19 protein-coding genes are annotated in these 21,526 nt (G+C 70.5%); 12 read left to right on the top strand and 7 right to left on the bottom strand.

All coding sequences use genetic code 11. From position 1 onward, the window contains the following. Positions 1-2: 2 nt before the first annotated feature. The 3 genes from ACF1G2_RS15100 to ACF1G2_RS15090 form a co-directional block, all read right to left on the bottom strand. Positions 3-683 carry a hypothetical protein gene (locus tag ACF1G2_RS15100; protein WP_391798686.1) on the bottom strand — a complete coding sequence of 227 codons (681 nt, stop codon included), beginning with the start codon at positions 681-683 and terminating at the stop codon, positions 3-5. A 62-nt stretch (positions 684-745) separates the two neighbouring features. Next, positions 746-1,246, bottom strand: coding sequence for a hypothetical protein (locus tag ACF1G2_RS15095; protein WP_391798685.1), 501 nt, complete (start codon positions 1,244-1,246; stop codon positions 746-748). Positions 1,247-1,271: 25 nt separating this feature from the next. Beyond that, positions 1,272-1,736, bottom strand: coding sequence for a hypothetical protein (locus ACF1G2_RS15090; protein ID WP_391798684.1), 465 nt, complete (start codon positions 1,734-1,736; stop codon positions 1,272-1,274). A gap of 292 nt (positions 1,737-2,028) precedes the next feature. On the opposite strand from ACF1G2_RS15090, the gene ACF1G2_RS15085 reads away from it, so the two are divergent. The 10 genes from ACF1G2_RS15085 (at position 2,029) to ACF1G2_RS15040 (ending at position 13,613) form a co-directional block, all read left to right on the top strand. Then, positions 2,029-3,837, top strand: coding sequence for a conjugal transfer protein (locus tag ACF1G2_RS15085; protein ID WP_391798683.1), 1,809 nt, complete (start codon positions 2,029-2,031; stop codon positions 3,835-3,837). A gap of 111 nt (positions 3,838-3,948) precedes the next feature. After that, a complete protein-coding gene (locus ACF1G2_RS15080) occupies positions 3,949-4,212 on the top strand; it encodes a TrbC/VirB2 family protein (protein ID WP_391798682.1) in 264 nt (87 codons plus the stop codon). Between the two features lie 71 nt (positions 4,213-4,283). Beyond that, on the top strand, positions 4,284-4,838 hold the full coding sequence (locus ACF1G2_RS15075) for a hypothetical protein (RefSeq protein WP_391798681.1): 555 nt from the start codon (positions 4,284-4,286) through the stop codon (positions 4,836-4,838). 7 nt (positions 4,839-4,845) lie between these two features. Beyond that, positions 4,846-7,845 (top strand): ATP-binding protein, encoded by a 3,000-nt coding sequence (locus ACF1G2_RS15070; RefSeq protein WP_391798680.1) that lies wholly within the window; start codon positions 4,846-4,848, stop codon positions 7,843-7,845. 48 nt (positions 7,846-7,893) lie between these two features. Next, a complete protein-coding gene (locus tag ACF1G2_RS15065) occupies positions 7,894-8,433 on the top strand; it encodes a hypothetical protein (protein WP_391798679.1) in 540 nt (179 codons plus the stop codon). A gap of 62 nt (positions 8,434-8,495) precedes the next feature. Next, complete coding sequence (locus ACF1G2_RS15060; RefSeq protein ID WP_391798678.1) at positions 8,496-10,757, top strand: hypothetical protein; 2,262 nt, start codon at positions 8,496-8,498, stop codon at positions 10,755-10,757. 11 nt (positions 10,758-10,768) lie between these two features. After that, the gene (locus ACF1G2_RS15055; RefSeq protein ID WP_391798677.1) at positions 10,769-11,359 is read left to right on the top strand and encodes a hypothetical protein; all 591 of its coding nucleotides are present in this window, start codon (positions 10,769-10,771) and stop codon (positions 11,357-11,359) included. Between the two features lie 127 nt (positions 11,360-11,486). After that, the gene (locus tag ACF1G2_RS15050) at positions 11,487-12,839 is read left to right on the top strand and encodes a WhiB family transcriptional regulator (protein WP_391798676.1); all 1,353 of its coding nucleotides are present in this window, start codon (positions 11,487-11,489) and stop codon (positions 12,837-12,839) included. A gap of 22 nt (positions 12,840-12,861) precedes the next feature. Then, positions 12,862-13,092, top strand: coding sequence for a hypothetical protein (locus ACF1G2_RS15045; protein WP_383571234.1), 231 nt, complete (start codon positions 12,862-12,864; stop codon positions 13,090-13,092). A 32-nt stretch (positions 13,093-13,124) separates the two neighbouring features. Then, positions 13,125-13,613: a cupin domain-containing protein gene (locus ACF1G2_RS15040; RefSeq protein WP_391799029.1), complete on the top strand. Its 489-nt coding sequence runs from the start codon at positions 13,125-13,127 to the stop codon at positions 13,611-13,613. Positions 13,614-13,645: 32 nt separating this feature from the next. On the opposite strand, the gene ACF1G2_RS15035 is transcribed toward ACF1G2_RS15040, so the two are convergent. Together ACF1G2_RS15035 and ACF1G2_RS15030 are read right to left on the bottom strand one after the other, a co-directional pair. Continuing rightward, a complete protein-coding gene (locus ACF1G2_RS15035) occupies positions 13,646-14,029 on the bottom strand; it encodes a DUF4913 domain-containing protein (protein ID WP_391798675.1) in 384 nt (127 codons plus the stop codon). A gap of 150 nt (positions 14,030-14,179) precedes the next feature. After that, entirely contained in the window at positions 14,180-15,301 is a 1,122-nt protein-coding gene (locus ACF1G2_RS15030) for a threonine synthase (RefSeq protein WP_391798674.1), read from the bottom strand. Positions 15,302-15,478: 177 nt separating this feature from the next. On the opposite strand from ACF1G2_RS15030, the gene ACF1G2_RS15025 reads away from it, so the two are divergent. Further along, on the top strand, positions 15,479-17,050 hold the full coding sequence (locus ACF1G2_RS15025) for a S8 family serine peptidase (protein WP_391798673.1): 1,572 nt from the start codon (positions 15,479-15,481) through the stop codon (positions 17,048-17,050). Positions 17,051-17,119: 69 nt separating this feature from the next. On the opposite strand, the gene ACF1G2_RS15020 is transcribed toward ACF1G2_RS15025, so the two are convergent. Further along, positions 17,120-18,586: a translation initiation factor 2 gene (locus tag ACF1G2_RS15020; protein ID WP_391798672.1), complete on the bottom strand. Its 1,467-nt coding sequence runs from the start codon at positions 18,584-18,586 to the stop codon at positions 17,120-17,122. 218 nt (positions 18,587-18,804) lie between these two features. Between ACF1G2_RS15020 and ACF1G2_RS15015 the strand changes: the two genes are divergently transcribed. Next, a complete protein-coding gene (locus ACF1G2_RS15015) occupies positions 18,805-19,899 on the top strand; it encodes a DUF4190 domain-containing protein (protein WP_391798671.1) in 1,095 nt (364 codons plus the stop codon). A 133-nt stretch (positions 19,900-20,032) separates the two neighbouring features. Here the strand turns inward: ACF1G2_RS15015 and ACF1G2_RS15010 are convergent, their stop codons facing one another. Further along, a complete protein-coding gene (locus ACF1G2_RS15010) occupies positions 20,033-21,376 on the bottom strand; it encodes a glycoside hydrolase family 18 protein (RefSeq protein WP_391798670.1) in 1,344 nt (447 codons plus the stop codon). Positions 21,377-21,526 lie beyond the last annotated feature (150 nt).

Below are 21,526 nucleotides of genomic sequence, written 5' to 3'. Positions count from 1 at the left end.
GCCTACCCTCCCGCCTGGTCGGACGAGCCCACGTTGCCGAGGCCGAAGAGGGAGACCGAGGAGACCTTCCACGCGCCGCCGCCGGTGTCGCGCACCGTCACGAGCCAGGAGTTGCTCTCCGTGCCGCTCTCCTTGCCGTTCTCGTTCCGGGTTGCCTTCACCTCGACGAGGCTGGAGACCGACTTGCCGCCGCCGCGTACGAGATCGTCGGCGACCATCGCGTCGCGGACCACGGTGGCCGTGCCGCGCGAGGTGCACTTGGCGGCAACGCAGGTCGCCCACGTCTTGCCGGTGGGCAGGGCCGTGTCCTGCTTCAGCTGCCGGTCGGCGACGGTCAGCGCGAGGAGCGGCTCGGCCCAGGCAGCGCTCTTGTCGGCGTACGTGTACGTGTTGAGCCCGACCATGTACTCGGTCATCCGCTGGTGCGCCGAGGCGGCCTCGGCCTCGGTGAGGATCGGATCGACCGCGTTGGCGTCGCCCGAGGGCTTGCCGTCGGAGGAGCCGGACGCCCCTGTGTTCCCGCCGGAGGGCGCGGAGGTGGCGGACGAGCCCCCGGTCGCCTCGCCCGAGGAGTCGTCGTCCCCGTCGAAGAGGATCAGCACCACGAAGGCGCCGATCATCAGGAGCCCCAGAATCGCCAGGGCGAGTGCCGCAGTTCGCTTGTTGTCGGCAGGTGACTCCACCGTCCCGGGCCTCCCTCAGTCAAGGTTGCCGGGTCACGGTAGGGGGAGAGGCGGGCGGGCGATCACCTGTTTTCCCGGATGGGGAAAGCGGGGGAGCGGTCGAGGAAAGCTGAGGAATTCGTGTGAACGGAAGAGGCCGAGGGGACGTGTGGGGAATTGGTGCAGGCGGGCCGGGCCGGGTCTTCACCGGCCGGCCGTCGCGCGTCGCCGTCGGCACCTGCCGGTCGTTCCCCGGTGAGACGTGACCAGGCCTCCGCGGCACGGGTGAGGACGGCGCTCTTCTGGGACGGGTCACCGGCCTTCACGTGCCAGGCGTAGTGGCTCACGCTCTGGACGCCCCGGAGAGTGCCCAGCCCGATCGTGAGGTGCACCCCCGTGCGGGTGCGCACGGTCAGGCTCTCGCGCTCATGGACCGGGACCTCGTACTCCCAGCCGTACGTGTCGAACAACCGCCGGAACTCCGGCCCTCCGAGCTGCGGCAGCCCCTGCCACGCCGGCAGCCTTTCCACCGCCAGCGCGTCCCGCAGCTCGGCAGCCAGGTCCTGAGGGGTACGCCCTGTCATTTCTGTCGACACCCCGATTCCCCGGTCAGCTGAGGAGGATCCCGAGGAGCAGAAGAACCACCACGACCGCGCCCATGATCAGGCGGGCCTTCGGGTCCTCGCGTTCCCAGAGGTCGTGGACGACGGCCCAGCCCGTCAGCCGGGCGGCGCGGCCGTCGTGGATGCTCGTGGCGGAGGACTGGGGGGCGTCCGCCACGTCGGGGGCCTCGGGGGTGTCCGGGGCCAGGTCCCCCGTGATGCCCTGCTGCTCCTGGGCCACGACCACCAGGCCCTCGAGGAGTTCGGGCATGGTGTTCGGGGTGAGGGGGTATGCGACAGTGCCGAACTCGGTCTGGAAGCAGAGGCGGGACTGCCAGGGGTTGCCGGGTTCGTAGCCGTCGATCCAGGCGTGCTGGGCGTTGTACATGGGTACGGGTGCGGCGGGCGCCGCGGGTGGCACGGGCACGGCCGGTGCGGCGGCGTGCTGAGGTCCTGCGGTCTGGTCGCTCAACTCTCGTCCTTGGCAAGGTCGGGGACGGTACGGCGCGGCCCGGTGCGCGGGCACAACCCCCGCATTGTGCCGAGCCTCCGGGAACTAGGCCGGGAGGTGTCGCTCAAGGGACATCTCCGCTTTCCTCGCTTCCTCGTCGTTTTCCTCGTCCTTTCCCCGGCGAGGAAACGGCGGTGTTCCCGTCCGGTCCGTTTGCCACACTGCCCTCCGCACCTGGCCTCACCAGGGCCCGCCGCGTCCGAATCCGGCCGGCCGGGGATCAGGGGATCACACGCGGGGGGAGACCGAGCCGATGACGGACCACAGCAGTCCCGCCGGTGGTGCCGGCGAGAGCCAACCGCCCGCGCAGCCGGGCCAGTTCGGGCCGCCGCACACGGCCGCCGGACAGCAGCCGCACGCACCGCAGCAGCAACAGCAGCAGCAGACCCAGCAGCCTCAGCAGGCGCCGGGCCAGCATCAGCAGGCACAGCAGCACCAGCAGGCACAGGGCCAGGCGCCGTACGGATACCCGGCGGTGCACGCTCCGGCCGCGCCCGCCACTCCTGTCACGGCCCAGCCGCCGATGGCGTCCGAGGCCGCCCGTGCCCAGGTCGCCGCCGCGTGGACGCGACGCGCCCCGCAGGCGGCCGTACCGCCCGCCCAAGCCGCCGTACCGGCCCTTCCGCCTCGCCAGGGCTCGTCCTCGGACGCCGCGAAGCAGAACAAGAAGGACCGCCGCGAGCAGGCCAGGGCCGAGCGGAAGGCCGCGTACGAGGCGAAGAAGGCCGAGCGGGAGAGCCGTAAGCGCGGTGGAGTACCGGCACTGGCACCCGCGCCCGGCGCCGCCGCACCGGTAGGCACCGCCGCGCCCGTCGGTGCCGCAGCCCCCGCGGGCGCCGGGAACGCCGCACCCCCCGCGTCAGTCTCGCCGTCCTCCGCGCGTGCCGGGTTCGACGTACCCCGCCCCGGTGGCCGGCTGCCCGCGACGGGCCGCGGTACCCACGTCGCCCTCCGCGCCACCCTGCTCTTCACCACCTGCGCATTCGCGCTCGGTTCGTGCGGGGTCGTCGGCCTGGCGATCGGGAAGTCCTCCAGTGCGCCGACGGCCGCGCTCGGCAAGAAGGACGTCCAGAAGTACCGGCTCACCGAGTTCCCCACCCAGGCGGCGGGGACGTTCGCGGAGAAGTACGCGACGCTCTGTCTGACGTACGACCCGAAGACGGCAGAGCAGCGCCGCGACGAGCTGGCGCGCTACGCCACGTCCGGGGTGGACCGCGACTGCGGTTGGAACGGTCAGGGCACGCAGAGCGTGACCGGCGCCGTCTGGGACGGCAGCGTCGAGGACCTGCCCGAGTACGGGAAGAACGGCCGCTACTTCGGCGTGCAGGTCACTCTCTCGACCGGACGGGTCACCACCGTCTCCGTGCCTGTGTACGTCGCGAATCTCGCGGCCGGCTCGGGGCTGCGGGTCGTCGGCGACGTCGGCGAGATGCCGTTGCCCGGCCGCGGCACCGCGCCCGAGGTGGACCGGGGCGACGAGATCGTCGACGACGCGCTCTCGGACCAGCTCAAGGCGCAGGTCCTGCCCGGCTACTTCACGGCCTGGGGTGCCTCCGACACCACCTCGATGTCCCGGTTCACGGCACCCGACGCCACGCCCGCCGCCACCTCCGGGCTGGCCGGCGCGCTGTCCGCGCCCCAGGTCCAGACGGTCGAGGCGCTGGCCCCGGCCGGTACGGACGACAGCGGCGCGATCACGTACAAGTACGGGCAGTCCGTGCCGGTGCGGGTGATGGTCGTCTGGGGCGGGGCAGGTGCAGGTGCCGAAGGCACGCCTGGCCAGGAGACCACCCCGCAGGTCAAGCGCTCCTATCGGCTGACCGTCGTGAACACCGCGCAGGGCTGGTTCATCAAGGACATCCGCGGCGCGATCCTCGACCCGGCTGGCGGGCAGGGTGACGCCTCTACCGACGCCCCGAGCGCCACGCCGGCGCCCGGGCAGCAGACCCCACCGGCCGGCGGTACCGCCACTCCGCCGCCCGCGACCGGCGCGGCCAAGCCACCCGCCACGAAGCCGGCCAGCAAGCCGGCCGCCGGCAAGCCCCAGCCGCCCAAGCCCTGACGGGGCGTGGCTCTCCGGGAGCCGTCTTCCCGGGCGCGGCCCGCCTCTTGCCGGACCCTTCCGACTTTCCCGCTCTTCCTCTCACGACCCCCAGAACCGAAAGGACACCCCATGTACCTGGCAGCGACCTCGCTGGAGGGCATGTTCGGCGAGATCCAGGAGATCCTCACGACCATCGGAACGATGGTCGCGGTGATCGCCCTGCTCATCCTCGGCATCCGGATGCTGCTGTCCATGAAGCGCGGCGACGGCATGCGCGAGGCCTTCCAGGGCTTCGGCATGATCGCGCTGGCAGCCCTGATCATCGGTGGCGCGACCGGTCTTGCCGGTGTGCTCATCGAACTCGGCAAGCAGGTCGGCGGCGACGGCAACTGAGCCACTCGGCCGGGACCGTGCGGTCCCGGCCGCCGGATGGGCCACAGCCGACGAGAGAGGGGGAGTGACCCATGGCGCAGGAAGTGAACGGCGAGCCGGAGCCGATGGTCGCCTACGACCACACGGATCTGCTCAACCGTCCCAAGCGCATCTGGAACTGGGGCAACATCCCGCTTCCCGGACTGCTGCTGCCCGCGCTCGGCGCGGCGTTCGGCTTCGGTGTGGTGTGGATGGTGGCGTTGCTCTCCCTCTCCGCCTTCGTGCCCATCCTCGGCATGTCGGTGATGACGGCGGTGCTCTACTTGGGACCGCCTGTCGGCGTCTATTTCGTCTGGGGCCGGCCGCTCCCCTCCGCCCTCACCCTCAGCCAGCAGCTGGTTGTCTGGGCCGACTACTGGTGGCAGCCCAAGCGGCTGCAGGGCCTGGCCGCCGACCGTGAGCCGGAGCAGCTGCACTGGCAGGTGATCCTCTGGCAGCCGGGTTCGCGGCGCTGGCAGCAGAGTTACGAGCAGGCGCTCGCCGAGGCGGCGCGCCACGGATCGTCGTACGCCGGAACGGGCCCGGTGATCCCCGCGCCGTCAGCCGTACCCACCGCAAGCTCACCCTCCTCCGAGACCGCAGGATGACCCTTCCATGTTCATGATGATCCTTCTGGGCGGGGCGGTCGCCTTCTTCGTGATCGCCATGATCATGGCCGCCTCCTCCTCCAAGACCAAGGCCGCCAACGGCGGCCAGGGCGACGGAAAGCGGGGCTCCGGCTCCGGCAACCGGGGGAAGTCGCAGGGCGACCGGGCGAAGACCCGGCGCGAGGAGATGCGGCTGCCGTACCGCTACGCCGACGACATGATCTTCGTGCACGGCGACTCGGTGTGGACCGGCATCGTCCTGCCCACCTCGATCGACGAGTACCTGAACGCCACCGAGCTCCAGGCCATGGCCGAGGCGCCGGCCCGTGCGCTGCTCAACCTCGCGCGCGGCGACCGGAACGTCGAGTGCCACTACCGCAAGGTGTACCGGCCGATCACCGCCGTCGGCTGGGCCGAGGAGCTCAACGCCGTCGCCTGGGACCCGACCGAGAACTACAAGGCGTACAACTTCCGCAAGGCCGAGTACCAGGAGCGCATCGGCGCGATGCGCGAGCGGAACATCCTCCTGGTCAAGCTGGGCTCGCTCAAGCGCGGCTCCGGCGACGGCAGCGGTGTGCTGCCCGGCGGGGACGACCCGGTCGAGGACCTCGCCCTGTCCCGAGCCCTGACGGGTACGGCCGACAAGGCCGCGGCCGCCGCGACCGGTGTGCACGGGGAGTACCTGTCGCCGGTCCTGCTGGCCCAGTGGACGCAGGTCGCGCGCGAGGTGCACGAGAGCCTGGAGAGCCTCGGCGGAGCGCCGCTGGCCCGCGAGGAGCTGGTCTGGCTGATCCGCAAGCCGCTCCACGGCGACCTGCCGGTGCCGCCCGAGCCGGTGCTCGGCTCGCGGTCCTGGGGTCCGGACCAGTTCGACCTGGTGGTCGACTTCTCCGGCGAGAACCGCAAGACGCACATCGTGCTGCACCAGTACGACGAGGTCACCGGCGAGCAGCACACCAGCTACACGACGACGCTGGTCGCCGCCAACTGGCCTACGGAGACCCGGTTCCGGCAGTCGACCGCCTGGGCGCGGTACGCGGCGCAGAACGTGGAGTTCCCGGTCGAGATCGACATGCGCTTCACGCTCATCCCGTACCTGAAGTTCAAGGACCGCGCCGGGAAGATGAGCGGCAACCTGGTCGACGAGATGAACGACATGGCCAACTCGGGCCGTTCCCCGGACACCCGGCTCGCCAACCAGGTCACCCGTGCCCAGCACCTCGTGGACGACATCGAGGAGCACAAGATGCCGGGGATGGAGGCGCAGATCCGCTTCACCATCTCCGCGTCCGATCCGACGGAGCTGGAGCGGCGGCGCCGCATCCTGGAGATGCAGTTCAAGCAGGACCTGAAGGTGACGCTGCTGCGCCCGACGCGTCAGCAGTGGCGGCTGCTCCAGTCGCAGCTGCCGGGCAACGCGCCGAAGCTGCCGATCGCGCCGTACCTGCGGCTGCAGGAGGTGGAGCAGCTCGGCGCCGGGCTGCCGACGGCCGGTACGGAGCTGGGCGACAACCCCGAGCAGCGGTCCGGCAAGAAGCTGGGCTGGGTGGGCAACCTGGTCGGCTGGGCGGGCAAGATGCCGGTCCACTACTCGCTGCACGTGGGCCCCGCCCGTAACGACGGCGGTGGCCTCGCCATCGTCGGCGCGTCCGGTGGTGGAAAGTCCTCGCTGGCGCTGCAGAAGTTCTACGAGGAGTCGGAGTCGGGCGTCCGCTGCCTGGTCATCGACCCGAAGACCGACTTCGCGCAGCTCTGCTACTACCTGGGCTACGGCGCCCAGGTGAACGACCCCGATTTCGCGTCGGACGCGGAGCGGGGCGTGCTGGGGACGCCGGAGAGCCGGTTCCAGCCGGTCAACCCGGAGTTCTGGGCGGAGACGGAGGTCGTCGACCTTCTCAAGGGCCAGGCGGGCGTGCTCGACCCGTGGGTGATCGCGCGCGACGTGCCGTCGGGCCGGCTGTTGGCCGAGTCGATGCTGCGGGGCTTCCTCGGTGACGAGGACTACCAGCGCGTGCGTCTGCCCGTCATCGAGGCGATGGCGACGGTCGTCGGCTGGTACAACTCGGCGATCCGACAGGCGACCGAGCAGGGCCTGAGCGCCCGGGACGCCGAGGCGCAGGTGCCGAGGCCGACGCTGTGGAACGTCGTCGACGAGGTGGTGCGGGCGTACGAGCACGCCCTCGCGACGAACGACCGCGAGGCGGCGAAGGACCTGAAGCTGGCACAGATGCTGCTGACGGAGCTGCGGACGCTGCCGTACGCGCGACTCGCGTTCGCGGAGAAGCCGCAGACGCTGTCAGCGATGCGCAAGCGCCGTACGGTCATCACGCTGCGAGGCTTCCAGTCGCCGGCGGCCTCCGACCCCCGCAACTGGAACCCGGCCGAGCGGCTCGCGGCGACCGCGCTGATGGCGGTCGTCGAGCTCGGCAGCCAGATGCTCGACGTCGGGTACGAGAAGAATCCGGTGACGGGTGAGATCGGGCTCCGTCCGAAGGCGCTGTTCGTCGACGAGGCGTACGTCGTCACGGCGACGGAGAGCGGCCGGGACCTGATGCGACGGGCGCTCAAGCAGGGCCGTTCGTACCTGGCGGTCACCGTGCTGATCACGCAGCAGGCGATCGACCTGGTCCAGATCGAGGACTCCGAGGCGCGCAGCGGTGGCGCGAACCAGATTCACACGGTGTTCGCGTTCAAGCAGAAGTCCGCCCAGGAGGCGTCCCTCGTGGCACCGTTGCTGGGCCGTCCGGAGTCGGACGCGAAGGTGGTGGCGGCGCTCCAGGAACTCCGCACGGGTGTCTGCCTCCAGCGCGACGCCGACAAGCGTGTCGGGACGGTGGCGGTGGACCTGGTCTTCAAGGAGATCCTCGCCGCCACGGACACCAACGGCACGACCCGCCCGTCGAGGCAGGGCGTGAACCCGCCACTGAGCGTGTGGGACTGGACGTTCCTCCAGGAGGTCGACGACCCGGACCCGACGCCCGTGCAGGAAGCGTCGGCCGCGGTCTGACCTGCCCGGCCACCCGAATCGACCGAATCGACCCCGAGGAGCATCCCGATGCGTCTGACCAAGAACCTCGCTGCCGGAGCCGTCGCGCTCGTCGCGCTCGCGACCCTGACGGGCTGCGGCGGGAGTGACGAGGGTGGCGACGCGGCCGCCGGTGGTGGCCTGAGCAGTCTGCCGAAGGCGGAGACCATGGCGGACGTCCAGAAGGCCGTCCAGGAGCGCGGAGAGGACTGCAGTCCGCTGGAGTCGAGCCGCGAGGGGCACACCTACATGAAGGACGAGGCGGAGGATCCCGCCTGGGGCATCAAGGAGCGAGCTGTCTGCTTCGACAGTGGGGGCAGCTCCGTCACGGTGCTGCTCATCGGTGACATGACCAAGTTCCAGGAGTCCTTGGCCAAGGGCGGCGGCAGCTTCACGGTCGGTCAGAACTTCGCCCTCGCCGGCGAGAGTGACGGCTTCGGCGCGACGCTGAATCAGGGCGGTCTGCTGACGTTGTCGTGCAACCAGGGCAAGCGCGACAGCGTGCCCAGCGGCTACGAGGTCCACGACAGCCAGGTCAAGGGTTGCTTCACCACCAACCACAACGCGTAGCCGCTACCGCTCCGGAATCCCGGACCCCCGGAAGGAAATCGATACCCGTGCGCCGTAGGGCCATGTCACGCGGAACCCGTACCGTTCCCCGTTCACCGGGCAGACTGGTGCGCGGTGCCGGACGGTTCGTCAGAGCCGGCCTGTTCCTGGTTCTCGCGCTGTTCGCGCTGACGTTCTCCGTCCCGAGCACGGCGCAGGCCATCGACCTCAACCTGAGCTGCAAGATCACGGGGGACGACGGATACAGCCACGACAGCCCGGGTGCGAGCGGTGAGTCCATCATTCCGGCGGTCCAGCAGTGGTCGGACTCGGGTCAGACCGGTGAGGACATCAACGACACGTCGGGGATGATCACAGGCGCCGTCAAGATGCCCAACTCCCCCGACAGGTACACGTTCTACGAGATGAACGGTATGCGGGGGATGGTCTGGACGACCACCTTCAAGGGCCGGGGCGACGCCTCTCGCAAGAACGGCGAGGACGACACCGGTGCCGACAAGTGCTCGGTCATGGACTTCGTCAACAACGGCGTGGCCAACATGGTCTTCAACGGTACGAAGATCCTCTCGCGCTCGGCCATCTCCATCAAGGAACTGGCATCCAACCCCAGCCCCCTCAAAGGCCTCTATGAGGGGCGCAACAACGCCGTGACGACGCTGGAGGACAACGTCTTCCGCCCGGCGGTGCCCGTCATGATCCTTCTCACCGGTATCTGGGTGTTCACCAAATGGCGCAAGCAGGAGATGCGTGAGGTCTGGTCAGGTGTCGGATGGGCCTGTCTGACGACCATCGCCGTCATCGCCCTTCTCGCCGGTGGTGGCGACAACAGCAACTACAACAAGTTCATCAACCAGGCCGACTCCGGCATCGCCGACTTCAACTCGAGGCTGGCCGAGGTGGTCCTGGCGGGCGTCTCCGGCAAGATGCAGCCGCCCTGTGACCTCGCCGACACGGAGGAGTACAACCGAGGACTCCGGTCCTCCAGCTGCGCGATGTACGACACCCTCGTCTTCCGGCCGTGGGCCCTCGGGCAGTTCGGCGAGAGCGGCGCGAACTGCATTTTCCGGAAGGACGGCGGGGCCAAGGTCAACAAGGGCGTGTGCGACCTCGGCAGCGCCAAGGGCGAATGTGACTTCGGAAAGGGGGTGCGCTGCGAGGACCTCCGGGTCAAGCAGGCCGTGTCGCAGTCGACGACGAACTTCGACCAGTACCCGCTCCAGGGGGACAGAAAGGACATCGACAAGGAGGTAGAGCAGTGGATGCCCATCCGGATCGACGTCGCGGGCGGCTACGGACTGGGCTATCCGGACAAGACCCCTCGCGTCGCCGACCAACACGTCTACCCGGTTCCCTTCAATGACTGGGCAGGTCGCAACGCCGGGGGCCGGGTCGGGCTCGCCTTCTACTCCCTCGTCGCCGCCCTCATCGTCGGCATCATGGTCATCGTGCTCAGCGCCCTCACGCTGCTCTGGCACGCGGTGACCCTGATCCTCATCATTCTGCTCCCGCTGGTCGCCACGCTCGGCATCCACCCTTCCCAGCAGAAGCTGCTCAAGGGCTGGCTGCAGACGTTCATCCACAGCTTCGTGCTGCGAGCCGGCTTCGGCATCATCCTGACCGTCCTGCTCCTGCTCTACCAGATGATCCTGCCCGCCCGGATTCCCCTGGGCATGCAGCTCCTCATGCTCCTCCTCGTCACCGTCGCCGTCGTGATGATGCTCAAGCGCCTCATCAGCGGGGAGTTCAGCCCGAAGATCGCCGGCGCCGCCGACCTGGGCGTCGGGGACATGCCGGGTGCCGTCGCCGGGAAGGCCGTGCCGATGGTCGGCTCCGTCGGTCAGACTGCCGCCAAGGGCACGGGACGCGTCGCCGGTAGCGTCGCCCGTGGTATGGACAACGCTCTGCTCAAGGGACGCCTGCGCAAGGGTGGTTGGATCCCGCAGAACAACTCTGCTCGACGCCAGCGCAAGACCGAGCGCGAGGCCCGGGTGATTCACAACGACTCGTTCAAGCAGGCGGAGGAGAGGACCAAGGAGCGCGAGGCGAACGCGTCGGACCAGTCGCCTGCGTCGCAGGGAGCCCGCCGTACCGGCCGGGTCAGCCAGGGCAACACCACTCCGCCCCCGGCCGCCAACCCGACGCCCACCGCCGCACCTACGCCCCAGCAGGGCGTGCCGCAGCAGGCCGCACCGCCGGCCGAGACGCCCCGGCCGGCCCGTACGCAGCCGATGCAGCAGCCGGTGACGCAGCAGCCCGCGCAGCCGAACCCGCCGCAGCTGCCCCCGCAGCGGCCGCCGGGTGACGACAACCGCATGCCCCGATAGGAGGACCGTTCATGTCACGTACCGACTCGGTCGTCGAGGCCGTGCGGCGCCTTGTCCGGCAGGAGAAGAGCGACGCCTGGGCCGTCCGGCTGCTGCCCAGGCTCGTCTTCGGGATCGCCGGGGCGTACACGCTCTTCATCCTCGCCTCCTCCTCGATGAGCTCGTTCGTCACGATCTGCGCGCTCCTGGTGCTCGGCCTGCTGGTGTTCCTGCTGCGCAAGCGCGGTCAGTTGCTGCTGGCGATCGGGTCGACGGTGGTGACCGCCGCGTTCGCGGGCTATCTCGCGGCCGTGGCGGACATCGCCCGGGGTATTCCGGCCGGATGGGTGAGCGGGCAGGCCGTGTTCGGGCACTGGGCGATCGCCGGGATGGCGCTGCTCGGCGCGTGGATGGTCAAGGACCATCCCGGGCGGCGCGGGCTCACCGTCGTGATCGCCGATGTCGTCCTCCTCGTGGCAGCGGGGCTGGGTACGGTCGCGCCCCCGGTCGCCGTGCCGCTCGGATTCGCCGGTGTGGTCGCCGTTCTCATGGTCCGGGGCGGGGGCGCAGCGGCGCTCCGCCGGGCCGTGCGGCGCGTAGCGAGACGTGCCAAGGGAGCCTGATGTCACATCAGATCAGTTCTGAGCAACATGGTTACAGTTCGGAACGGCTTTGCTGTCGCCATTTGCACTGCTCTAGAGTCCCCAGGTATCAAAAATTGCCACGGGGGGCACTTACATGGTCACCACCATGCGCAGGACTCACTCTGCGACCATATCCGGAACGCCAGGCACGGCCGCCGCTCCACTGCCCTGCCACCGCCGGCCGGACATCTTCCGCCATCCGCTCCTGGAGAACCCGCCCGTCAGCGCGGCCGAGCTGCCCATCCAGGGACGGCGGCTCCAGGCGCTCGCCCATGCGGCACGGCAGCTCTGCGCCTCCTGCCCGGTCCGGCGGGAGTGCCTGCGGGACTCCGTCCTCCGCCCGGACCCGGGCGGGTACCTCGCCGGCACCACCGAGCAGGACCGCCGGCTCATCCGCCGCCGGCTCGGCATCGGCACCCCGCACGGGGACCTGACGGCCCCGGTGGATCCCCGACAGGGGGCCGTCGGCCTCGGCGAAGGCTTCGACGCCGAACTCGAGGCCGTACTGGACGCGTTCGCGCCGGGGCGCACCTCCCGGAGCTCTCGCCCGCGTACGCAGGGCCGACCGGGACCGCGGTCGGTGGTCCCACCTCAGAAGACACATCACGTAGCAGAGGAATCAATGGCGGCGCCGGCAGGTGAACGGATCACCTTCGCACTCGACGATCCCGTGCTCGCCGTGCAGAACGCCGTCCTCACGCCGCTGCTGCTCGCCACGCTGCCCGCGCTCGAAGCCTCCGAGCGGCTCGCCGGCATGCTGGCGCACGCGCCGTCCGCCGGCCTCGCGCCGGAGCTGGCCGCATCGTGCCGACGGGCGCGTCTCGCTCTGGAGGCCTGGCGCGCGGAGCTGACCGAGGACGTTCCCCGCCTTGCGGCGGACACCGGGTTGGTCGGCTCGGTCAGCGTCGAGCTCGCGACCAGCGACCCGATCACCGCCCTGCGCCAGGACCTCTTCGAGCCTCTGCTGCGCCGGGTCTCCGACTCGACCGCACGGATCGAGGAGGTCATGTCGGTCCTCATGACCGGGCAGGAGGACGCAGCCGACACGGGTAGGTCCGGACGCGCGCTGCTGGCCGATCTCCGGTCCGCGCTGCGCGAACTTGCCGCGCACATCGCGGCGTACGGCGCTGTCGCGCCCACCTCCGTTCCGCCCGTCGGCAGCCACGGGGGCCCGGACGTCGGAGGTGCCGTGGTACGTGCCCTGCACCCCTCGACGAGTCTGCGTCAGGCCGTGGACCGGGCCGTCGCCTCCTTCCCCGGGCCGTTCACCGCCCGCGACGTCCTGCTCGCACTGCCTCCGGAGGTGTACCAGGAGTCGGCGAAGTCGATCAGCAACGTCCTCTCCGCCCTGGTCAAGTCCGGGCGCCTGCAGCGGGTGTCGCGTGGTACGTACACCATGGACCCCGCGGAATCCCCCGTCGTTCCGTTCGCCGGGGACGACCTCGCCGAACACTCCTGAAAGGACCCGAGTCGTGCAGCCCATGCCCCCGGCGGCCGAAGTCCGTATCTTCTCGCCCAACGCCGGCCTGATCGACGGTGTCCCGGTCACGGCGCCGCCGTACGGTGACATCCAGGAGGTCGTCATCTCGATCCTCCAGCAGCGCGCCCAGCAGTTCGGGGCGCCCGCCGCGGCCACCATCACCGACGACCGGTTCGGCGGCGGGATCCGTCTGCTCATCCACCCGGACGGCACGACGGAAGCGCTCGACTAGGGCGTTGCCGAGGCCGTCTGCGACGAACGGAGATCATCGTGTCCTACCCGTCAGACCGCTACCACGGCGAGAACGGTGAGGTCAGCGCCTCCTTCCGCCCCGTCGGTACCCCGGCGGACCTCACCGTCGCCAACGGGACGCAGACGCACTACCTCGCCACCACCGCCTCCACAGGCGGCGAGTTCGGGCTCTACCAGGTCGACATGACCCCGCGCGCCGGCGGCCCCGCCACGCACTTCCACCGGACGATCTCCGAGAGCTTCTTCGTCCTCGACGGGACCGTGCGGCTCTTCGACGGCAAGCAGTGGGTCGACGCGAAGAAGGGCGACTTCCTCTACGTGCCGACGGGCGGGCTGCACGCCTTCCGCAACGAGTCGGACGACCCGGCCTCGTTCCTGATCCTCTTCGCGCCCGGCGCCCCCCGCGAGGAGTACTTCGAGAAGGTCGGGACGGTCGCCGGGATGACCGAAGAGGAGCGGACGGAGTTCTTCCTCAAGCACGACACGTACTGGACGGACTGAGGCCGGGCGCCGCCACCGATGTCCTACCGGGGCTACGACTGGGGGTCGTACGGCTCCAGAGGCAGCGGGTCGAAGGGGTAGGCCGTGTGCCCGCCCACCTTGGGCGAGCAGGCCGCGAACGGACCCAGGTCCGTGTCCATGAGCACCCGTAGGTGAGGGTCGGCGTGGTGCAGCCACCACGTCGACATGCCCAGGGCCGGGTCCTGGCGCAGATGCTCCCAGGCCAGCCACATCGAGCTGAGCCGCGCCCCGGCCTCGGGGTGCTCCCACCATCGGGGGCACCAGGTGGCGGAGGAGCCGTTCACCCTGCGGCGGATCATGGGGACGAGGTACTCGGAGACGAAGACGAAGACGTCCGCGAAGTAGAACTCCGCTTCCTCGCCGTTCTCCTGCCCGCCCTCGGGACTCGTGCTCACGTACTGCCCTTCACGGTCGTGGGTTGTACCCGGTGGATGTGACCGTACCTGGTCAGGGCGGGAGGACCCCGCGCAAGGAAAAGGTGAGGACTGCCGGACTCGGACCCGGGACCCCGCTCACCCCGCCCCTCACTCACCCCCGCCCCTCACTCACCCCCGCCCCCCACCCAGCCCCGTCTTCGCCCCCGCCCCGCACAGTGGCAGCACCGTCAGGCCCGCACGTGGGGGTGACGCGCGGACTGCCGCCCAGCACGCCACGCCCGTCGCCTCGACGAAGAGTCCGCGGCGGGCCAGGTCCACCTGGGCGGAGTGGAGTTGGTCCTCCGTCACCGTGAGAAACGTTCCGCCCGTCGCCCGTACCGCTCGCAGGATCTGGGCGGCGCGTGGTGGGTTCGGGATGGCGATTCCCTCGGCGAGGGTGGGGCGGGCGTCCGCCGGTTCGAGGAGGTCGTCCGCCCCCGCCGCGAACGCCTCGGCCAGCGGAGCCACCGCCTCCGCCTGTACGGCGATCAGCGCGGGGCGGGTGTCGATCAGCCCGTGGCCGTACAGCTCCTCCACGGCCAGGGCGGCGCCCAGGAGGAGGGTGCCGTTGCCGACCGGGACGACGAGGGTGTCCGGGAGCCTGCCGCCGAGGTCCTCCCAGAGCTCGTACACGTACGTCTTCGTGCCGTGCAGGAAGTGCGGGTTGTAGACGTGCGAGGCGTAGAACGTGTCCGGTTCGTCGGCGGCGTCCCGGGCCGCCCGCGCCGTGGCCTCGCGGTCGCCGGGCACGACCGTCACGTGCGCTCCGTGCGCCCGCATCTGCTCGAGCTTCTTGGCGGACGTTCCCTCCGGTACGTAGACGACGCAGTCGAGGCCCGCCCGCGCGCAGTACGCGGCGATCGCCGTGCCCGCGTTGCCGCTGCTGTCGGCGAGGACACGGGACGGGGAGAGGCGGCGGGCGAGCTCGGCGAGCATCACCGCGCCCCGGTCCTTGAAGGACAACGTCGGCATGAGGAAGTCGAGTTTGGCCGAGACCCCGTCGGTGAGCGGGACGATCGGAGTGCGGCCCTCCCCGAGCGTCACCCGTGGCGCCCCGGTCGCCAGCGGCAGCGCCTCTTCGTAACGCCACAATGAATTCACACGTGACGCAAGGGACGTGAGTGAAACCGGGGCGCTCGTGAACTCGAGATCCCAGGGGCCGCGGCACTGCGGACAACACCAGGTGAGAGCGTCGGCGGGGGACCGGAGCCGGCAACGGGGGCACACGTACGGCGTCATGGGCGCCAGCATGTCAGCCGTGTGGCGCACGTGTGTCGGGGCGCTCAGGACTCTTGTGGGATTCCTATGGATCCGTCAATCTTTCGCTCGGCAGCCGGATGTGCGAACGGCGTGGACACTTCACGTCTTGTTGTCATGTCCCTGCCGTACCCCCACAGCAACGCACCACCTATGAGGAGGATCCCTCACATGTCAGTGATGCGTGACTCGCGGCGCAGACTCGCCGCCGCCAGTGCCATAGCCGTCGCCGCCCTGGCTCTCGGCACCGCCGCCACCTTCCCCGCCACGGCGGCCGAGGCCGCTCCCGAAGGCGTGATCCAGAACGCCGGGGCCCCCGGGACGATCGACGGCAGCTACATCGTCACCCTGAAGGAGTCCGCCCCGGCGGAGACCTCGAAGGGCCGGGCGGTCGCGGCCAAGCACGGCGCGAAGATCAAGAAGACGTACACCTCGGCGCTGAACGGCTACAACGTCGAGCTCTCCGAGGCGCAGGCGAAGAAGCTCGCCGGCGACCCCGCGGTGGCCTCCGTCGTGCAGAACCGCGTCTTCACGGTCGACGGCACGCAGCCCTCCCCGCCGTCCTGGGGCCTGGACCGGATCGACCAGCGGGCCCTCCCGCTGAACCAGAGCTACACCTACCCGGACAGTGCGGGCCAGGGCGTCACGGCGTACATCATCGACACCGGTGTACGGATCTCCCACAGCGACTTCGGCGGCCGGGCCTTCAACGGCTACGACGCGATCGACAACGACAACGTCGCCCAGGACGGGCACGGCCACGGCACGCACGTCGCCGGCACCGTCGCGGGATCCTCCTACGGTGTCGCGAAGAAGGCCAAGATCGTCGGCGTCCGCGTCCTCAACAACCAGGGCTCGGGCACGACCGCGCAGGTCGTCGCCGGCATCGACTGGGTCACCCAGAACGCCGTCAAGCCGGCCGTCGCCAACATGAGCCTCGGCGGCGGCATCGACTCCGCCCTCGACACGGCCGTGCGCAACTCGATCGCGTCGGGCGTCACCTACGCCGTGGCCGCGGGCAACGACAACTCCAACGCCTCCAACTACTCGCCGGCGCGCGTCTCCGAGGCCATCACGGTCGGCTCCACGACCAACACCGACGCCCGCTCCAGCTTCTCCAACTACGGCACCGTGCTCGACATCTTCGCCCCGGGCTCCTCCATCACCTCGGCCTGGAACACGAACGACACCGCCACCAACACCATCTCCGGTACGTCGATGGCCACCCCGCACGTCGCGGGCGCGGCCGCGGTCTGGCTCGCGGACAACCCGTCGGCCACCCCGGCCCAGGTCTCGTCCGCGCTGACGAGCGCCGCCACCCCCAACGTCGTCGGCAACCCCGGCTCCGGCTCGCCGAACCGGCTGCTCTTCGTCGGTGGCGGCACCACCCCGCCGCCCGGCAAGAAGTTCGAGAACACCGCGGACTTCGCCATCGCCGACAACACGACCGTCGAGTCCCCGGTCACCGTCAGCGGTGTCACGGGCAACGCCCCCTCCGCCCTCCAGGTGCCCGTGAACATCGTTCACACCTACATCGGTGACCTTCAGGTCCAGCTGATCGCCCCCGACGGCACGGCGTACACGCTGAAGGGCTACGGCACCGGCGGCAGCTCCGACAACATCAACACCACCTACACGGTCAACGCCTCCTCCGAGGTCGCGAACGGCACGTGGAAGCTGCGCGTCAGCGACAACGCGAACTACGACACCGGGAAGATCGACTCCTGGGCGCTCCAGTTCTGAGCGGGTGAGTAGCACGTAGGTGCCTGAGAGGGGCGGTCGCCGGGTTCGGCGGCCGCCCCTCCGTCGTCGTCAGGGAAGGTCGAGGAGCGCGTCCATGGTCTGCCTGGGGAGCGCCGGATTCGCGGCAGCCTCCCTGGACAGCTCCTCGTCCTGGAGGAGTCGGAGAAGCACGTCGGAGGGGAGGGCGGGGTTGCGGGCCGCCCCGGCACGCACGCGTGCGTCCGGATCGCGTGTGAGCGCGTCCACGAGCGCCGGGTCCGCCCCCGGGTCGAGCGTGGCCAGCAGGCGTACGGCGGGGTCCTCGGCGCTTCCGAAGCGCGCCGCGAGCCCGGCGACCGGGAAGCGCGGCAGACCGAGCAGGCGGTCGCGGTTCATCCCCCGGTACTCCAGATAGCAGCGCAGGAGCAGCTCGGCGGGGGCCTCCGGGTGGTGCTGCGCGAGGACGATCCGTACGCCCGGGTCCTCGTCGGCGGCGAGGAGCGCGACGAGCTCGGCCGGCAGCTCCGGGTTGTGCGCGACACGGCGGCGCAGCAGGGGGTGCGCCGACCGGGCGTGGGAGAGGGGCGCCCGGTAGGGGTCCGCGCTCACCTGCACGACCTCGTGGGGCTCGACGACGTAGTCGACGGCCGCCCGCTCGTCCTCGGTCAGCTCGGGCCGTACGGAGACGGCTGTACGGACCGCGGGGTCCGGGTCGGCCGCGAGGAGGTCCACCAGCTCGCGGGGGAGGTCGGCGCGCCGGGCGACCTCCAGGCGGCTCGCGGCGTCGCCGACGCGGGCCACGTGCGCGACGACGTCCGGCGGGGTGCTGTAGTTGTGCGCGAGACACCACAGGTCGCCGTTCTCGCGCTCCTCGAGCAGCTCGTCCACGACGGCACGGGAGAGCCGGCAGTTGACGAGGACGTGACTGCGGCCGTGACCGTGGCGGTGCGTGGTGCGCAGCCAGCGGTCCATCTCCTCCGCGTCGTCCTCCGCCGTCACCCGGGCCAGCGCCCGCTCGGCCGAGGCGCGCACGTCCGGGTCCGGGTCGGCGAGCAGCGCGGCCCTCCGCTCCTCGGACAGGTGCCGCCACACGCCTGTCCCGTAGGCGCGGATCGCGGCGACCGGGTGGGTCGCGGTGGCGAGCTGGAAGCGGAACGGGACCTGGCGGGAGAAGAGCAGCGAGCTGAGTTCCTGACCGTCGTAGGTCGTGTACATCCGCTCGATCACGTGGTCGGGCAGGTGCCGGGGCCATGCGTCCTGCCCCGGCCCGTCGGCCAGATGCGCCCGCACGATCCACATCTCGTCGTCGACGACCCGGCCCCGCACCTCTCCGGGCACATGCGGGTTGCGCGCGAGCGCGCCACGTACGCGGGGGTGCGGATGCGCGACGATCGCGTCCACGACCTCGGGGGGCAGTTCACGGCGGTGGCGGCAGAGGGCCGACCAGGCCGCCTCGTAGGGCGGTTCGAGCAGCCGCAGGAGGATGCCGGGGGGAGCGGCCGGGTTGAGCGCGAGTCCCTTCCACGCCGCCGGTGTCCTGATCGCCGTAGATGTCATCCCTGTACCGCCCCCGCCCCCGGACCACGTACGATGCGCGCGCCTGATCGCACCTTCGTATCATCCGCCCGCACAGGAGCACCGTACTCGTGGAGCCCTCCCAGCCGCCCCAGGACTCTCAGCCACCCCACAGAGCGTGGCCCGCCCCGGAGCCTTCGGACCCGACGGCTCCCCCGGGCGCTCCGACGGCTCCTCCCGGGCCTCCCGGGGTTCCGGTGGTGCCGGGGCCGTACAACGCCAACCCCTATGCCCCGTACGGGCCCTACGGCCCGGGTGCGGCGGGTCCCGCCGCCTACGCCACCCCGCAGCAGACCACCAACGGTCTGGCCATCGCGTCCCTGGTCTCCGGTGTCGTGTGCTGTCTGCCGCCGCTCGGCCTGATCTTCGGCCTGATCGCCCTCCCGCAGATCAGGAAGAGGAACCAGACGGGCAAGGGACTCGCGATCGCGGGCATCATCCTGTCCGCGCTCAGCTCCGTCGTCATGGCCGTCGGTCTGGTCACCGGAGTCTTCGGCGAGGCGTGGCGCGGCTTCCAGAAGGGCATGGAGGAGGCGGCGAGTTCGAGCTCGGCGTTCTCTCTGCGCACCGGCCAGTGCTACAACGTCGACGGCGAGATGGAGGCCGAGACCTCGGACGTCCTGGTCGTCCCCTGCGACCGGCCGCACGAGGGCGAGGTCACCGGCGGCTTCAAGCTCACCGGCTTCACCAAGTGGCCGGGCGAGAGCTCCATCGAGGGCGTCGCGGAGAAGCGCTGCGAGGACATCGGCAAGGCGTACGCGCTGGACAGCTGGGCCTTCCCCGAGGACGTCTACGACTTCTACTACATGCCGAGCCGTGCCAGCTGGCGGGCCGGCGACCGTGCCGTGACCTGCGCGTTCATCGTGGACGGCGGTGAACCGATCAAGGGTTCGCTGCGCAGCGACAAGACCACCCTCGACGCCCACCAGCTCCACTACCTCACGACCATGAACCCGATCGACGACGCGCTGAACGAGGAGCCGGAGGAGGACGCGGACGAGGATCTGGCCGGCAACAAGGAGTGGGCCGGGAAGGTCCACGGCGCCCTCACCGGGGCGAGCCGGAACCTGAAAAGCCACACCTGGTCGTCGGCCGCCGCGCCCCGCGTCGCCGAGCTGGTGAAGGAGTTGGACTCCTCCGCGAAGGATTGGGACAAGCTGGCGAAGGCCGCCGACGCGGACGTCTTCTGGGAGCACTACGACGCCGCGTACGACGGGACCTACTGGGAGTCGGAGTCCGGGGCCCGCAGGGCCCTGGACCTCGCCGCGACGCTGGAGTCCGGCACGTCCGCCTGAGACGTCCCTGTCGGGCGTGCGCGTGAACAGGGGCCGGGTCTCCCGAAGGGGACCCGGCCCCGTGCACGCGCGCGTGCGGGTGCGCCCGTGGGTCGGCGCTGTGCGCCGGGCCGGCGGTCTGCGCGCCGGTGGGTCAGCGGCGGCCGAGTCCGCGGTCCACGGCGGTGATCAGCTCGCCGTCGGGGGTGTCCCCGTCCAGCGACCAGAACATCGCGCCGCCGAGCCCCTTGGCGCGTACGTACGTCGACTTGGTGCGCAGCACCTGCGGGTCGTCGTACGTCCACAGGGTCGTGCCGTCGAAGAGCCAGGCGTGGCCGGTGCGCCAGTCGCGGTGCACCTTGTACGTCCCCGAGTCCGCGAGCTTCCTCAGGGCCTTGTAGTCCTCGCTCCCGTTCGCCCAGGTGCCCGGCGCGGGGCCGGTCGCCGGCTGTCCGAGCCCGTCACCGCCGCCCGTGACGCCCGTCCAGCCCTGGCCGTAGAACGGCATGCCCACCACGAGCTTGCGGGCGGGCGCGCCGCGCCGCAGCCAGTCGTTCACGGTCTGGTCGACGCTGAAGTCGCCGCTCTTCGCGAAGAGCGCCGACTGCTGGGCCGTCGTGGACTCCCAGGAGCCGTGGAAGTCGTATCCCTGGAGGTTCACGAAGTCGAAGTCCCGCATGATCTTCGGGACTTCGAAGCCCGCGTCGATCTTGGCCGGGGCGGTCGGCACGAAGGCGGTCAGCTCGTAGTGCTTGCGCTTGCCGTGGCCCTGCCGGGACGTGGCGTAGGCGTCGAGCTGGCTGCGGAACTCCCGTACCAGGGCGGTGAAGTTCTGCTTGTCCTCCGGGCGGAAGACGGTGTCGACATCGCCGGCGGAGGCCGGCCACTCCCAGTCGAGGTCGATGCCGTCGAAGAGACCCGCGGCGGCTCCCGCGCCGCCACGGGCTCCGTCGACGGGGAGGTTGCCCTTGATGTAGAGGTCGATGCAGGAGGAGACGAAGGCCTTGCGGGACGCGGGGGTGCGGGCCGCGTCGGAGAAGTGGGTGGACCAGCTCCAGCCGCCCAGCGAGATCAGGACTTTGAGGCCCGGGTGCTTCGCCTTGAGTTCGCGCAGCTGGTTGAAGTTGCCGGCGAGAGGCTGCTCGGCGGTGTCGGCGACGCCGTCCACGGAGCCGGCCGCGTCGAGCGGACGGACGTAGTCGGCCCACGCGTCGGCCTCTCCCGGCACGTTGCCGGTGAAGCACTTGCCGTCGGAACTGACATTTCCGAAGGCGTAGTTGATGTGGGTGAGCTTGGCCGCCGTGCCGCTTGTCTCCAGATCCTTCACCTGGAAGTCGCGTCCGTAGACGCCCCATTGGGTGAAGTAGCCGACGCGCTTGTACGAGGGGCGGCTGGTGCTGTGCGAGGCGGAGTCGGCGCCCGCTGCGGGCGCGAGTCCGGCCACGAGGCCGAGGGAGAGGGCGGCGGTCGTCAGCCGGGAAAGGGTTCTACGACGCATGGGGCTCGTTTCCTGTGCGTGTGCCGGAAGGGAGCTGTGCTCACAGGAACGTATTGGTCTGGACCATTACGGTCAAGACTCCGGCGGGGAATCGGCGGCCATACCTGCGGTAAGCGCAGGCGTAAAGGCAAGTCATCACTTCGGGTGAAA

It is taken from the genome of Streptomyces sp. NPDC013457 (genome assembly GCF_043089925.1).
Taxonomy (GTDB): Bacteria; Actinomycetota; Actinomycetes; order Streptomycetales; family Streptomycetaceae; genus Streptomyces.
Note: the sequence above shows the minus strand (reverse complement) of the source record. Positions and strands in the feature narration are given on the sequence as shown.